The 14,985-nt window shown below is 40.2% G+C and carries 12 protein-coding genes; 1 reads left to right on the top strand and 11 read right to left on the bottom strand.

Annotated features, from left to right (window positions below):
- Positions 1 to 3 precede the first annotated feature (3 nt).
- The 7 genes from BUA88_RS04780 to metK all read right to left on the bottom strand — a co-directional run bounded on the left by BUA88_RS04780 (position 4) and on the right by metK (position 8,877).
- Positions 4 to 1,335, bottom strand: coding sequence for a CCA tRNA nucleotidyltransferase (locus BUA88_RS04780; protein WP_072913433.1), 1,332 nt, complete (start codon positions 1,333 to 1,335; stop codon positions 4 to 6).
- Positions 1,331 to 2,770: a proline--tRNA ligase gene (proS, locus tag BUA88_RS04775; RefSeq protein ID WP_072913431.1), complete on the bottom strand. Its 1,440-nt coding sequence runs from the start codon at positions 2,768 to 2,770 to the stop codon at positions 1,331 to 1,333. The genes BUA88_RS04780 and proS overlap by 5 nt, the downstream gene beginning before the upstream one ends.
- 114 nt (positions 2,771 to 2,884) lie before the next feature.
- A complete protein-coding gene (locus BUA88_RS04770) occupies positions 2,885 to 5,167 on the bottom strand; it encodes a GGDEF and EAL domain-containing protein (protein ID WP_072913429.1) in 2,283 nt (760 codons plus the stop codon).
- 22 nt (positions 5,168 to 5,189) lie between these two features.
- A complete protein-coding gene (locus tag BUA88_RS04765; RefSeq protein ID WP_072913427.1) occupies positions 5,190 to 5,846 on the bottom strand; it encodes an RluA family pseudouridine synthase in 657 nt (218 codons plus the stop codon).
- Positions 5,847 to 5,881: 35 nt separating this feature from the next.
- A complete protein-coding gene (locus BUA88_RS04760) occupies positions 5,882 to 6,571 on the bottom strand; it encodes a response regulator transcription factor (protein WP_072913425.1) in 690 nt (229 codons plus the stop codon).
- Complete coding sequence (locus tag BUA88_RS04755; protein ID WP_072913423.1) at positions 6,564 to 7,625, bottom strand: sensor histidine kinase; 1,062 nt, start codon at positions 7,623 to 7,625, stop codon at positions 6,564 to 6,566. The genes BUA88_RS04760 and BUA88_RS04755 overlap by 8 nt, the downstream gene beginning before the upstream one ends.
- A gap of 70 nt (positions 7,626 to 7,695) precedes the next feature.
- Positions 7,696 to 8,877 carry a methionine adenosyltransferase gene (gene metK, locus BUA88_RS04750; protein WP_072913420.1) on the bottom strand — a complete coding sequence of 394 codons (1,182 nt, stop codon included), beginning with the start codon at positions 8,875 to 8,877 and terminating at the stop codon, positions 7,696 to 7,698.
- A 230-nt stretch (positions 8,878 to 9,107) separates the two neighbouring features.
- On the opposite strand from metK, the gene BUA88_RS04745 reads away from it, so the two are divergent.
- Positions 9,108 to 10,286 carry an HD-GYP domain-containing protein gene (locus BUA88_RS04745; RefSeq protein WP_072913417.1) on the top strand — a complete coding sequence of 393 codons (1,179 nt, stop codon included), beginning with the start codon at positions 9,108 to 9,110 and terminating at the stop codon, positions 10,284 to 10,286.
- Here the strand turns inward: BUA88_RS04745 and recD2 are convergent.
- The 4 genes from recD2 to BUA88_RS04730 form a co-directional block, all read right to left on the bottom strand.
- The gene (gene recD2, locus BUA88_RS04740) at positions 10,267 to 12,510 is read right to left on the bottom strand and encodes an SF1B family DNA helicase RecD2 (RefSeq protein ID WP_072913414.1); all 2,244 of its coding nucleotides are present in this window, start codon (positions 12,508 to 12,510) and stop codon (positions 10,267 to 10,269) included. The genes BUA88_RS04745 and recD2 overlap by 20 nt on opposite strands.
- 395 nt (positions 12,511 to 12,905) lie before the next feature.
- Positions 12,906 to 13,592: a hypothetical protein gene (locus BUA88_RS04735; protein ID WP_083572397.1), complete on the bottom strand. Its 687-nt coding sequence runs from the start codon at positions 13,590 to 13,592 to the stop codon at positions 12,906 to 12,908.
- A gap of 364 nt (positions 13,593 to 13,956) precedes the next feature.
- Positions 13,957 to 14,079, bottom strand: a complete 123-nt coding sequence (locus tag BUA88_RS16595; RefSeq protein WP_278335516.1) for a hypothetical protein — start codon at positions 14,077 to 14,079, stop codon at positions 13,957 to 13,959.
- Positions 14,080 to 14,501: 422 nt separating this feature from the next.
- On the bottom strand, positions 14,502 to 14,957 hold the full coding sequence (locus BUA88_RS04730) for a hypothetical protein (RefSeq protein WP_072913408.1): 456 nt from the start codon (positions 14,955 to 14,957) through the stop codon (positions 14,502 to 14,504).
- Between the last annotated feature and the right edge of the window lie 28 nt (positions 14,958 to 14,985).

Genomic DNA, 14,985 nt, shown 5'->3' with positions numbered 1-14,985 from the left:
GGATTATTTTATCATACTTTTAACCATGTTTAACAGAGTTTCTCTCTGATTCAGTTCGGGATTTTCCACAACAGCGTCAAAAATGGTGGATAAAACCGCTCCTATACGCTGTCCCTGTGGAACACCCATGGCAATTAAATCCTTGCCGTTTATCTGTAAATCCTTGATTCGCAGGCAATCACCTGCAGCAACCACTTCATTAAAGACTTTTTCAAGCTCATCTATATAAGAAAGCTTTTCTTCTCGATGATACATGCTCTGAGCCAGGCAATCCGCTCTTTTAACGGCCAACAAATCGTTAAAATTCTCCTGACCTACTCTTATAATCATACGACGAACGTTTCGAGGGTTAATCTCTGGTCTGTCATCGTGATTCTTTACAAGGTTGCAAACCTTATCGGTAGTGTCATTATCAAACTTTAAGCGACGTAATACTGTGCGTGCCATCTCAGCCCCCTTAACAGGATGCATCTTGAAATGGTTCTGCCCGTTTTCATCAGTAGTCTTGCATACCGGTTTTGCAATATCATGGAGCATCATTGTAAGTCGAATAACCTTATCATCTGGTGCAAGCCCCATAGATACAATAGTATGCTCACCTACTGAATACATGTGATGCTTATTTACCTGCTGGCACTCCATCATGTCATCAAACTCTGGGAAAAATATCTTTGTAAGACCAGTTGCATAAACATCCCTGATACGTTCTGGGTGAGCTGATGTCACAAGCTTTACCATCTCCACCTGAATTCGCTCTGCACTGATTTTTCCCAAAGTAGGAGCAAGAGTCTTAATTGCATCATAAGTACCCTGCTCTATTTCAAAGCCAAGCTGAGCTGAAAAACGAAGGGCTCTAAGCATACGAAGTGCATCCTCTGTAAAACGCTCAGTTGGATTACCTACTGCTCTGATAATGCCAGCTTCCAAGTCTTCCTCGCCGCCAAACAAATCCACAAGACCTCTTATGTCATTGTAGGCCATGGCATTGATGGTAAAATCACGGCGTTTTAAATCCTCCTCAAGGGAGGCTGTGAAGGTAACCTCCTTAGGATGACGGCCATCCTCGTACTTACCGTCTACTCGATAAGTAGTCACCTCGTAACCCACGCCATGCATCAAAACAGTGACAGTGCCGTGCTCAATTCCTGTGTCAAAAGTGCGCTCAAATAAGGCCTTCACCTGTTCTGGCAAGGCCGATGTGGTAATGTCCCAATCATGTGGAACTTTCCCTAGAATGCAGTCACGGACACAGCCGCCTACTGCATAGGCTTCGTGTCCGTTAGATTCTAATACCGATATAATATTTTGAACGTCTGCTGGTAAATTCATATTAATAAGCTTTACCCCAATATACTAATTTCTTAGCTGGCTTGCCGCAGCATGCACAAACATCAGAAATATGCTCCTGATCATTGAATGGCATACAACGTGAAGTAACAGCTAAATCTTCTTTTATCTTGTTCTCGCAAGCCTCATCCTCGCACCACATAGCACGGATGAATCCTGGCTTGTTATTAGCAATCTCAGTAAACTCTGCATAATTGTGAGCATCCCAAATGTGGCTGTCGCGGTGAGCCTTTGCTCTTTCGAACATATCCTTCTGGATTGTCTCAAGAAGCTCTGCAACCTTTGTCTCTACCTGATCAAGTGGGCACTCAATCTTCTCACGTGTATCACGGCGAACAAGTACGCACTTGCCTGCCTCAATATCCTTTGGTCCAAGCTCTACACGAACAGGGATACCACGCATCTCTGCCTCGTTGAACTTCCAACCTGGTGACTTATCTGAATCATCAAGCTTAGCACGCATTGTCTTGCCAAGGCGCTCTGTAACCTCTGCTGCCTTCTCAAGTACGCCTTCCTTCTTCTGCTGAATAGGAATAACGATAACCTGTGTAGGTGCGATACGTGGTGGAAGTACAAGACCTGAATCATCACCATGTACCATAATGATAGCACCGATAAGACGTGTTGTCATACCCCATGATGTCTGATGTACATACTGAAGCTGATTGTTCTTATCTGAGTACTGAATACCAAATGGCTTTGAGAAGTTCTGGCCAAAGTTGTGTGATGTACCAGACTGTAAAGCCTTACCATCGTGCATAAGTGCCTCGATTGTGTAAGTAGCCTCTGCTCCTGCGAACTTTTCTTTTTCAGTCTTCTGTCCGCGAACTACTGGCATAGCAAGAACTTCCTCACAGAAGTCTGCGTAAAGATTAAGCATCTGAACTGTACGTGCCTCTGCTTCCTCTGCTGTAGCGTGAGCTGTGTGGCCCTCCTGCCATAAGAACTCTCTAGAACGAAGGAATGGACGTGTCTCCTTTTCCCAACGAACTACTGAGCACCACTGATTGTAAACCTTTGGTAAATCTCTGTGAGAGTGAATAATATCCTTATAGAAATCACAGAAAAGAGTCTCTGAAGTAGGACGAACGCAAAGACGCTCCTGAAGCGGGCTAAGACCACCGTGTGTAACCCAAGCTACTTCTGGTGCAAATCCCTCTACATGGTCCTTCTCAACCTGAAGAAGACTCTCAGGAATAAACATCGGCATGTACACATTCTGTACTCCTGTCTCTTTGAATCTTCTGTCTAACTCGTGCTGGATGTTTTCCCAAATAGCATACCCATCGGGCTTGATAATCATGCATCCCTTTACTGATGAATATGCAATCAAATCAGCCTTAACAACTACATCGGTATACCACTGTGCGAAATCCTCTGACATAGAGGTAATCGCTTCTACCAGCTTTTTTTCCTGTGCCATTTTTTTCTCCTTTTCAATTCTTTAAAAATCTTTTCAAGCTTCACTATTATAAAGGATTATACAAAACAAGTCCACCCCTTAGATGGAGTGGACCTGTAAGTATTTTCATGTTTTTTATAAATATAACTCCTCAAACTTCTTAACTGGAAGTGGTTTATTGAAATAGTAGCCCTGAAGATAATCAGCACCTGTTCCCTTTAGGTAATTCAGCTGCTCCTCATTTTCCACACCTTCAATTGTAACCATCATCCCCAGAGCCTTTGCAAGGGTAATAATTGTGTTAACAATCTTGCGACCCCTTGTGATATTTTTATCCATCGCAAGGAATGCCATATCCATCTTAAGAATATCTGCAGGTACTTCCTTCAACATGTTCAAAGAAGAATATCCACTTCCGAAATCATCAATCTCAATAAGGAAACCATACTCCTTAAGGGAAGCCATAATATCTATCTGACGTTCCTTCTCAGTCATGAAGATAGTCTCTGTTATTTCCAGCTTTAATCTAGATGGTTCAATATGGTATTTCTCAACAATTGATACCAGCGTCTCATAAATATCCATGTAATAAAAATCCTTTACAGAGATATTTACTGAAATAGAAAGCTCCTCATGTCCCAAGGATGACCAGTATGCAAGTCTCTTAGCCGCCTGCTCCCAAATAAACTGGTCAAGCTTGTAGATATATCCTGTCTTTTCCAAAAGTGGAATGAAGGATGGTGGTGCAATAATGCCTCTGTCCGGATGTATCCAACGAACCAACGCCTCTGCCATTGTAGTTCTACCATCCACAGTAACTACAGGCTGCAGGAACATGGCAAACTGACCTGTCTGAAGGGCTGTCTCGAACTCTGCCAAAATCTTCTGCTCGGTCATATATTCATGGCGAAGCATGTCGCCATAATATGCAATGGCATTCTTGAAGCTGTCCTTAATTGATTCAATTGCAAGGAATGCACCGTCACACATAGAAACAACAGGAGCCTCTCTGTCAAAGATATCATAAACACCGGCAAGGATGACCATTCTATACTGAGAATTATCCAGAGAATGGCTAATCTGATTCATTCCGGTCATAAAGATTTCTTCACTGTAGCGACTCTTTGGAACCAACACAGCGAATCGATCTGCCTCAAGTCTTGCAAAGGTTGCACCAACTGAAATCCTTTCACGAATAGTATCAGCGCAACGTACCAAAAGCTCATCACCCTTATCCACGCCAAAGACATCATTGATTAGCTTAAAGCCTTTGATATCGCAGCATACCATTACATAGTCTATTTCAGGATTTTCATCCAGAATATTTCTAACTTCTTCATAGAAGCTTTCCCTGTTAAGGGCACCTGTCAATGCATCATGAGTAGAACGGTATTTCTCCTCCTCATACGCAAGGAAATCACCTGTCACATCATAGAAGGAGAAGTAGCATCCGCAATAGAAACCTCTCTTATCGTAAATTTTATTAAAATGGATATCAAAACGATATTCATCTCCATTAAAATTGTATATCTCGTTCCAGTTGGTATTAGAGATGGAATTTGTTTCTCTGCCCTCTCGCCATCTCTTAAATCTATCCTCTATAAGCTTTGTATCTCCCCCTGGAGAAAACATTCTGTTTGCCTGCTGGTTGGAATAAATGCAGTTGTCGTTTTCATCAAAAGAAACAAGAGCACATTCCATCCTCTCAGTAATGGTGCTAAGCATGTATTCAACGAAGGTTTTTGGATTATACAAAAGCGTGTAATAGCTAACAAAAATCGATGCAATAGAATACAGGCAGATAGAAATATCTACAGGGTAGTTAAAAAATAAATACACGATATCAAGTAAAATAATTCCCACAAAGATAACCAAAATTGAAAGATATCTGTTTCTGTGGAAACCACTAGTCAAATATGATTTCTGAATAAAAATCATTATTATCATGGCTACAAGAATGTAACAGAATACAAGATGTACCACATAATAATCATTTATTCTAAATGCGTAGAACCATTCTCCATCAAATTCTTTCTTCTCCAAATAAAATGCATGATGCCATTTGTAGTTGAAGAATAAGCTGATTGAGTCAAGAACAGCAATGGTAGCCGTAATCAACCCTGATGCATACCGATCTATCCATATTCTCGTGTATTGTCTGGAATAAAAAAGAAATGTAATAAGAATCCAGTCTATGCTTATGAAATAAAACGCATAGCCAAACTCAGCTGCCAATTCTGTACGCACGGAAATAGCATGACTGTATGTCAGACACGCAACAATTCCAACAGCCAGCAGCTGCATTATGGAAATATTGAGTTTATTTTGCTTTATTGTGTGCTTGGTAGCTATGTAGACTCCGCACACCAGCATAATAAATGCTGTTAGCAAAAAAACCGATACATATAGCTTAATCAATTGTAACCCCCCGTTATATCAACTAGTTTGCTATTTTACTGTCAAGAAAATCTTCTCCCTTTGGCTTGACCTGAAACTCCACAGGTTTGCCAGATGTAGGATGTGTAAATCCAATTGAATAAGAACACAAAGCCAAATTATGTCCAGTAGAAACTCCACCATATTTAACATCCCCCAAAATTGGTGCTGTCCTGCTGGCAAGCTGTATTCTAATCTGATGATGGCGGCCTGTTTGAAGCTCTATATCAAGTAGCTTTCTGTCATCCCACTCATCAACTGTATGATAACGAAGAGATGCCTTCTTTGCTCTAGGGTCGTTCTCAGAAACGACCTTTGAAAGATTAGTGCGATTATCTTTAACCAGATAATCCACTAAATCCCCTTCATCAGGGAATGACTCTCTTGTAATGATTGCATAATAATGCTTTTTAAACTGATGCTCAGCAATCTGTCTTGTAAGATTGTTAGCTGCGGTCTTTGTCTTTGCAAAAACCATAACGCCTTCAACAGGCTGATCCAAACGGTGAACCACGTGAATCTCAGGGCTCTCCCCCTTTGCCTTGAGATAGTTGGAAAGCTCACTTTCCATATCTTTTTCACCTATATTTCTAGTCTGTGTTGCAAGACCTGCTGGTTTATAGCACACTACGATGCTGTCATCTTCAAATAAAACTTCCATATCATTACACCCCCTCAAGTGATAATTATATTTTATCAGACTTTGAATCTATAACCAACACCCCAGATTGTTTCGATATATTGAGGTTTTGAAGTATTCAGCTCGATTTTTTCTCTTATTTTATTAACATGCACAGTAACTGTGGAGATATCACCGATAGATTCCTCTCCCCAAAGTGTTTCGAAAAGCTGCTCCTTAGAGTAGATAACGTTAGGATTTTCTGCCAGGAATGCAAGCAAATCAAACTCCTTGGCAGTGAAAATCTTCTCCTCACCGTTAATCCATACCCTACGGCTGGCCTTGTCGATTCTAAGACCGCGGATGCTGATTTCATCCTTTTGGATATTTGGCGACTGAACCAGTCTCTCGTATCTTGATAAATGTGCCTTTACACGGGCAACAAGCTCACTTGGTGAAAATGGCTTTGTGATGTAATCATCTGCGCCAAGCCCAAGTCCACGAATCTTGTCGATTTCTTCCTTCTTTGCTGTAACCATGAGAATAGGCACATTCTTTACCTCGCGGATTCGTTTGCAAAGCTCGAAGCCATCAATTCCTGGAAGCATCAAATCCAGGATGTACATATCGTAATTTCCGGCCAGTGCCTTCTGTAAGCCCTTCTCACCGTCGCCCTCTATATCTACCTCAAAGTTTGAAAGCTCCAGGTAGTCCTTCTCAAGCTCAGCAATTGCTTCCTCATCTTCAATAATAAGTATTCTACTCATTATAGACCTCCTCTATATATTTACGAATTACGAAGTACATGGTAGTGCCTTCGTTTTCCTTGCTTGTAACCCAAATCTTGCCACCATGATCCTCTATTATTTTCTTAACAATAGAAAGACCTATGCCGCTTCCACCGGCTGCAGAATTCCGCGATGTATCTGCACGATAAAATCTATCAAAGACATATGGCAAATCCCGGGTAGCGATTCCCTTGCCATTATCAGCAATTTCGATTTGAACAAAATCTCCTACATCCTTAATAACGATGCCAATTCTCGATGGTACATCAGCACGCATGTACTTCACCGAATTGCTGACGATGTTATGAATAATTCGACCCAGCTGCTCCGGATCTGCAATAATCTGCACATCAGGGTCAACAAAATTAGAGTAATCCAGGCGGATATGCTGATTCTCCAAATCCATTCCAAGCTCCTCAATGCAATCTGTAAAATATGCGCTTAGGTTTAGCTTTTGGAAATTATATGGAATCTTGTTTGTATCAATATTTGAATATAATGTAAGCTCGTTGATAAGAGTGTTCATCTCGTTTGCTTTATTGTAGATAGTTCTGATGTATTTCTCCTGCTTCTCCGGAGTGTCTGCCACCCCATCAAGCATACCCTCTGCATAGCCCTTTATAGCAGTGATAGGAGTCTTAAGATCATGAGCGATGTTAGAAATCAATGCCCTCTGCTCTGCCTCATCCTCCAGCCTATCCTTGGCATTGTTTTTAAGGCGAACACGCATATCCTCGAATGAATTACAAAGCTCGCTCATTTCATCTGTGCCTGTGCTGGCAACACTGTAATCCAGATTGCCCTCTTTGATATTATTGGCAGCTCGTATCAGCTTTTTCAGCTGAATAACCACACCACCATATACCCATGTAACCATCATAAACGCAGTGAATGCCATAATGAGCATTTCCGCAATTACGAATTTCAGTAAAGTGCGATCAAACCTACCACTCAATAGCAGTAACACATACATGATGATAGGAACGATGGCGATTATGAAAAATGAAATTATAAGTCTGTGTTTTAGTTTCATGGAATACACCTCAAAAAAATAGACAGCCCCAATTTCTTAGGACTGTCTAAATTATAACATAAGTAAAATATTAAAGATATTTCTTTAATACCGCAGCTTTGTCTGTCTGCTCCCATGGAAGCTTAACATCTGTACGACCAAAGTGACCATACGCTGCTGTTGGACGGTAGATTGGACGACGAAGGTCGAGCATCTTGATAATACCAGCTGGACGAAGATCAAAGTTCTCACGAACAATGTCAACAAGCTTTGTATCTGATACCTTTCCTGTTCCGAATGTATCTACCATAACTGATGTTGGCTCTGCAACGCCGATAGCGTATGAAAGCTGAATCTCGCACTTGTCAGCGAGGCCTGCTGCAACGATGTTCTTTGCAACGTAACGTGCTGCATAAGCACCTGAGCGGTCTACCTTTGTGCAGTCCTTTCCTGAGAAAGCACCGCCGCCGTGACGAGCATATCCACCATAAGTGTCAACGATGATTTTGCGGCCTGTAAGACCTGCATCACCGTGTGGGCCACCGATAACAAAGCGGCCTGTTGGATTGATGTAGAACTTTGTCTTATCATCAATCATGTCCTTTGGAAGGACTGGATCAAAGACATATTTCTTAATGTCTTCGTGAATCTGTTCCTGAGTAACGTCTTCGTCATGCTGAGTAGATAAAACTACTGCTTCAAGTCTAACTGGCTTGCCAGCTTCGTCATACTCTACAGATACCTGTGTCTTTCCATCTGGTCTGAGGTACTTTAAAGTACCGTCTTTGCGAACATTTGCAAGCTGTAGAGCAAGTCTATGAGCAAGAGAAATAGGATAAGGCATGAGCTCTTCTGTTTCGTTAGTAGCGTAACCGAACATCATACCCTGGTCACCGGCGCCTGTATCCAGGTCGTCTGTAAGTGAGCCTTCCTTTGCCTCAAGAGCCTTGTCAACACCCATTGCAATGTCTGCGGATTGTTGATCAAGAGCGACCATAACAGCGCAAGAGTTTCCATCAATGCCTTTCTTTCCATCGTCATAACCGATTTCAAGAAGAGTCTTGCGAACAATAGCTGGAACATCGAGTGTAGCCTTAGTGGTAATCTCACCTGTAACAAGTACGAAACCTGTACATGAGCATGACTCACAAGCTACTCTACTCATTGGATCTTCAGCTAAGCAAGCATCGAGGATGGCATCAGATATGGCATCACATACCTTATCTGGATGGCCTTCTGTTACTGACTCTGAAGTAAAAAGTAACTTTTCCATTTTCGACTCTCTTTCTATGAAATTTTAAAAAATGAAACTAACCTAAGCACATACTTAGGTAAAGATAGTATACTCCCCAAATCATCCTTTAACAACAACTATATTGCTGTTTTTGTCTTATTTCACGGACAATTCACAAGTTTAAAATTTGTAAGTACTGTGAACTATATTGTCTTTAGATTTTTCTATTATTATAATTAAATTGTATATACAATAGGTGAGGTCTTAAGATGACAACTTTAACAGTAGACAAACTTGAACCTAATATGATTGTAGCTGAACCAGTGGTTACAAAAAGAGGGCAGACCATTATTAAGGCTGGGGAAAAGCTTACGCCTCAAATGATTGCCAAGCTCACTTTCTATAAGATAGAGTCTGCCACCGTGGAGGATGTAGAAGAGGAAGCTCCTGTTGAGGTAGCACCCGAGCCAGAGCCAGAACCAGAAAACCCAAAGGCCGCTCCAAAAGAAAAGAAAAAGACATCCAGCCTATCTCAACCAAAAGAAACAGTAAAACAATCAAACACGCAAATCCCTTACACACAAAGATTAAAGGCTTCTCCGGCTTTCCAAAAATTCCAGTCGGATTATGCCATTAATATAGCGTTTCTTCAGAAGAATTTTGACGACATTTTAAATGGCAATAAATGTTCCACAGAGGAAATGCTTAAGAATTGTGAGTCTCTTTTTAAATCCAAGACAACAATTGAGCTATTAAATATGCTCAGCAATATGAGAAATCTTGAGGACCCAATCTATTCTCATTCATTAAACGTTGGGCTTATTTCCCGTGTTATTGGAAAATGGCTGAAATGGCCTCTTGCGGACGTTAATCTTTTAACTCTTGCAGGTCTCCTTCATGATATTGGTAAGACTCAGATTCCAAAGAATATAATTGATAAGCCTGAAAAATTAACAGCAGAAGAGTTTGCTGTTATGAAGACTCACACCACTCTAGGCAAAAAGATTCTTAATGATAAAGGCTTTGACCCAAGAATTTTGTATGCGGCTTTGCAGCACCACGAAAGATGTGACGGCAGCGGCTATCCAAGAGGCTTGGAGGAAGATGAAATAGATGATTTTGCAAGCATTGTTGCTATCGCTGATGTTTATGATGCCATGACCTCAGCACGAGCTCATCGTGATCCTCTGTGCTCATTCCAGGTAATCAGTGAATTCGAAAAGGAAGGCTTACAGAAATTTAATACAAAATTCATCCTTACCTTCCTTGAGCATATTGCAAACACCTATAACAATAGCCGTGTAATGCTTAACGACGCAAAAACAGGCCGTGTGGTTTATATCAATAAATCAAACCTTTCACGACCTGTAGTTCAGCTGGATGAAGGTGAAATCATCAATTTAGCTGATAGTGCTTATAGCGATAAGTTTATAAAATCGATTCTCTAAAAGCTTCTTCTATTCTGTCCTTGAGACCAGAATAGCGTTTAGCCTGAGAAACATTATCAATCATAGAATACAAAACATCTGCGTCGCCTACCATGGTGACGCATTTTTTTGCTCGGGTAATGGCAGTATATAGAATGTTTCTATTCATCAGCATCCTTGGCCCTTCCATAATAGGCATAACCACTGCTGGATACTCCGAACCCTGGGACTTATGGATAGTGATAGCGTAAGCAAGCTCCAGTTCATCCAGATTAGCAAACGGATATACAACCTTTCTGCCTTCTTCAAACTCTACCGTAACAGTTTTTGCCCAGTCATTGATATCCTTAATTATTCCCACATCGCCATTAAAAACACCAACGCCCTTTTCCAAAGTGATGTTGTAATTGCCTGTGACCTCCCATTCAAGCTGATAGTTATTCTTAATCTGCATAACCTTATCACCTTCTCGGAAAAGCCTGGTGTCACCCTTCCACTCCTTCTTTTCAGGAGATTCTGGATTAAGGAAACGCTGTAAAATTGTGTTCAGACGCTCTACACCGATAAGTCCCTTTCTGGTAGGAGTAAGCACCTGAATCTCACTGATACCAGCATCAACATACTTTGGCATCTTGTCCCTTACAAGAGTAAGCATAACGTTGATGATGGTATCTGCCTCATCTCTTTTCAGGAAGAAGAAATCCTTTGATTTATTGTCCAGTACCACATGCTCTCCCTGGTGAATCTTGTGGGCATTCATGACAATATCGCTCTCCTGAGCCTGTCGGAAAATCTTCTCTAAAGTTACTGATGTGAATTCACCAGATGCCAGAATATCCTTTAAAACATTTCCAGGACCAACACTTGGTAGCTGATGCTCATCACCGACAAGAATGAGTCTGGTGCCTGGAGAAATAGCCTTAAGCAACGCAAACATAAGAGACACATCCACCATTGACATCTCATCAATGATAATGACGTCGCATTCCAAAGGATTGTCCTCGTTTCTCTCAAACTTGGCAAAGCTTGTTACGTCATCATCGTCATCGCCCACTCTTCCTGAAACCTCAAGCATTCTGTGGATAGTTCGAGCCTCATAGCCTGTAGCTTCACTCATTCGTTTTGCAGCTCGGCCAGTTGGTGCACCAAGAAAGATGTTGTAACCTTCTTCCTCAAATATATGAATCATGGTAGTGATAGTGGTAGTCTTTCCTGTACCAGGACCACCAGTAAGAACGAAGAAACCTCTTTCTACTGCTGCAAGCACTGCATCCTTCTGCAGCTCATCCAGCTGAAACTCGCCTTCCTTTTCAATGCGGCGGATGACCTTCTCCAAATCCTCCTTATCTACCTTGTAGGTCACATTCAAATCCTTCAGCATTCCTGCAATGGATTCCTCCATACGGTAAAATGCTCTGGAATAAATCTGTCGATTACCCTCTGGATCACGCTTGATAATCAGCTTCTTATCCATTGCCAGATTCATAATCTGCGCTGAAACTGATTCTCCGTCCACCTTAAGCAATTCCACTGACTTATCTACAAGGACATCTTCTGGTAGATATGTATGACCAAAGCTGGCGCCCTGAGTGAGAACGTAAATAATGCCGCCCTTAATTCTGAACTCTGAATCAACCTTGATTCCTACCTGGCTTGCTATCTCGTCAGCAGTCTTAAAACCTATTCCTGCCACCTCATCTGCCAACTTATATGGATTACTTTGGATTATATTGTAGATATCATTTCCAAATCGGTTATAAATCTTGATAGCCTTATTTCCATGAAGTCCAAATCTATCAAGGAAAATCATGGCATTTCTGATATCCTTGGCACCTACAATCTGATCTGAAATCTCCATAGCTTTGTTGATGGAAATTCCTTTTACCTCTGCTAGGCGCTCTGGTTCTTCCTCTATGATTCTGAAAGTATCATCACCAAACATCTTTATGATTCTGGCTGCCAGCTTCGGACCAATTCCTCTGATTGCACCAGAACCAAGATATCTTTCCATTGATGCAGCATCTGTAGGCGCCACCGCCTCATAGCTTACAGCCTTGAACTGCTTACCATAGGTAGGATGATCTACATAATCACCTCTGAGTAGGAGATTTTCTCCTTCACCTACAGTGGGGAATATTCCCGTGCAGGTAATCAGGAATTCATCTACCACAAAATCCAGCACTGTATAGCCGTTATCGGCATTTCTATATATTATATTTTCTACGTATCCTGTTATTTCTTCCATGGGATATATATTACCATAATCCTTATTGATTTTTTATAGTTACCTTTCTCTTATATTTCTAGCATCTTCTATTATCGCAAACCAACAAAGAATCTAGCATCTACCTACTTCTTGCGATACTTTGAAGTTCTTTTTCTAAAATATTTTATCGCAAGAGCACGACACTATGTTTCTTATAGACTTCTTAGTGATAGATTCTTTCTATTTAGCATGCGCTTTTTAGTATTTTTATAAAGATTTCATCAATTTTTTATCACTATGTATCCTGAAGGTCCTATGTTCTTGTTGATTTGCGATAGTATCTTGTTCAATATGAAGTGGTTTTCTATCGCGTGGCACTCATTAGATAGCTAAGGCTCGTTAATTTGCGATACACAAAACTTCAATTTAATCAATTACATTTTCAGCTGCTTCAAAGCCGTTTCTGCATCAAAATATGTGAAAGGTTTCGACTTTGTTTCAAAGGTCATAATAAGATTTTCCCCTGGAATCAACCCATGTTCATAAAATATCTTTAATTTACTGAATGCATTTCTAGCATAATCCTCATCATCCATCATTCCAAAATGCTCCCAATAGATGATTTCTCCATTAGCAGGATTGAATACTGTAAAATCTGGATAGAATATATGATTATCAATTGCCAGCTCGCACTCATATCTAAACGGAATTCCATGCTGTGTCAATGCCATATCTATGAAGACTTCTGATTTTGATCTAAGATACGTCCCTGATGGACCTAAATGTGTTAGCTGTTCAGAGTATTTGAGATTGGTATGATACTCTTCATTTGCCCAAACAGACTTAGTTTTTTCGGTAAAGCTATCTCCACTAAGCAAATGCCCAATCAATTGAATATAGCCTTCATTGTTTAAGAACTTATGTAACTTTTCGTTATCGTCATATGATTCACACTGCCTTTTCATAATGTTCTCTCGCTTTTCGAGCAAGGCATTCTTTTTCAATTGATAATATTTCTTTAATGCTAAGTCTTCTGCTATCTTATTCTCTTTTCGCGGAAGATACTGTCTTGCCTCCCCATCAACTAAATACCATCTATATGAATAATTATTGGGATACACCTTTAATTCCCCTGATGGAAGTTTTTGTATCTCGTCATCTATTGCTGATAGTTCTTGATTTATCGACTCTATTTGGTTTTCAAAATATTTTTCTATAGCTTATCGCCTCCTGTTATTTTGTTTTAATTTGTAAATTTTACAATGGGAAAAATCTGATTTTCTTGAAGAAATATTTTAGAAATTAATGATTTAGATTAAGATAACATAGATTTATTTCTGCGTCAACAGAAAGTTATATTATTGCAACTAATCGTCTTGTCCCCAACTTTTAATAACTCTAGCTTCACATAATATATATAGGACATTATTTTTATTTCTGCAAAAAGACTATCAATTTAATGACAGCCTTTAAATAATCTGTTTTTTAATCTTCCCAAGTTAAAGTTATGCCTGCTGTTTCTGCAGCAAATGCTGTAAGTCCTGTAGTACCAAGAAGTGTACCTACTACTGTTACCATTGCAAGTGTCTTAATAATATTCTTTCTCATATTACCTTTATTCGCTATCGCAAATTTACGGAGTTTCAACCATAATAGTCAATCCAGTGATACTCAACACCCTTTTTTCTTCTTATCCTTATCGCAAACCCACGAAGTGATAATGCTTTCTCGATCATTAGTGATAGATATTTGCATTTTTCCAATCATTTCATGAGGATTTTTTATGAATTTACATAGATTTCTATCACAAGACATTTAGCAAAGCCGTTAAATCAGCTGGTTTGCGATAATCACTTTTTAAATCTGCTTCTATTTTATCACTTAGAGCTTGTGAAATAGCGCTTTACCATTGATTTGCGATACTCATATATATGGAATTCAATTTCAGATTAATAATATCTATTTTCACATAGATTACTGACACAAAAATACCACCCAGAATCTCTGGGTGGCATGTAATCAAGATCATATTAACTTTGAACTGACTGCACTGTAGAAGAATTAGCCTTCGCTATATCGTCAGATACATCTTCATTGTTGAGACCTGTGTTCTCGACAGCCTGACTAGATGTTCCTGTGATGCCGTAGTTTCTCATAATCTGCTCTACGAAGTCATCTGTTACAGAACCACCTATCTGATCTACCAGCTGTGATGCGATATGGGTTATGGCTTGGTCAAGATAAAGGTCCTTGTACTGGGACATTGTAGTGTCCTCATCCTCGTCTTCGTTTACGAAGGTCTCCTTCATCTGCTTGATAACCTGTTCCATCATGTAGGTCTCGAAATCCTTTACCGCCTTGGTGATTTCTTCTTTACTGGAATCCTTTGAAATTCCATTGACAGATTTGGCAGTTGCCTCAGCATTTGCCTTAGTTTGATTCGCGTATTGTGTTTGCAAATACGTGCTCATTCCTGTTACATCCATTTTTTCGTCCCCTTTCGTGACAAACAAC

Source organism: Pseudobutyrivibrio xylanivorans DSM 14809 (assembly GCF_900141825.1).
Classification (GTDB): Bacteria; Bacillota; Clostridia; order Lachnospirales; family Lachnospiraceae; genus Pseudobutyrivibrio; species Pseudobutyrivibrio xylanivorans.
The sequence above is the reverse complement of the archived record's forward strand: the minus strand, read 5'-3'. Positions and strand labels throughout refer to the sequence as shown.

Excerpts from the sequence above, each read along its gene's own strand:
- BUA88_RS04730 (WP_072913408.1), bottom strand. The coding sequence starts at position 14,957 with ATGGATGTAACAGGAATGAGCACGTATTTGCAAACACAATACGCGAAT.
- BUA88_RS04745 (WP_072913417.1), top strand. The coding sequence starts at position 9,108 with ATGACAACTTTAACAGTAGACAAACTTGAACCTAATATGATTGTAGCT.
- BUA88_RS16595 (WP_278335516.1), bottom strand. The coding sequence starts at position 14,079 with ATGAGAAAGAATATTATTAAGACACTTGCAATGGTAACAGTAGTAGGT.
- BUA88_RS04765 (WP_072913427.1), bottom strand. The coding sequence starts at position 5,846 with ATGGAAGTTTTATTTGAAGATGACAGCATCGTAGTGTGCTATAAACCA.
- BUA88_RS04760 (WP_072913425.1), bottom strand. The coding sequence starts at position 6,571 with ATGAGTAGAATACTTATTATTGAAGATGAGGAAGCAATTGCTGAGCTT.
- proS (WP_072913431.1), bottom strand. The coding sequence starts at position 2,770 with ATGGCACAGGAAAAAAAGCTGGTAGAAGCGATTACCTCTATGTCAGAG.
- recD2 (WP_072913414.1), bottom strand. The coding sequence starts at position 12,510 with ATGGAAGAAATAACAGGATACGTAGAAAATATAATATATAGAAATGCC.
- BUA88_RS04755 (WP_072913423.1), bottom strand. The coding sequence starts at position 7,625 with ATGAAACTAAAACACAGACTTATAATTTCATTTTTCATAATCGCCATC.
- metK (WP_072913420.1), bottom strand. The coding sequence starts at position 8,877 with ATGGAAAAGTTACTTTTTACTTCAGAGTCAGTAACAGAAGGCCATCCA.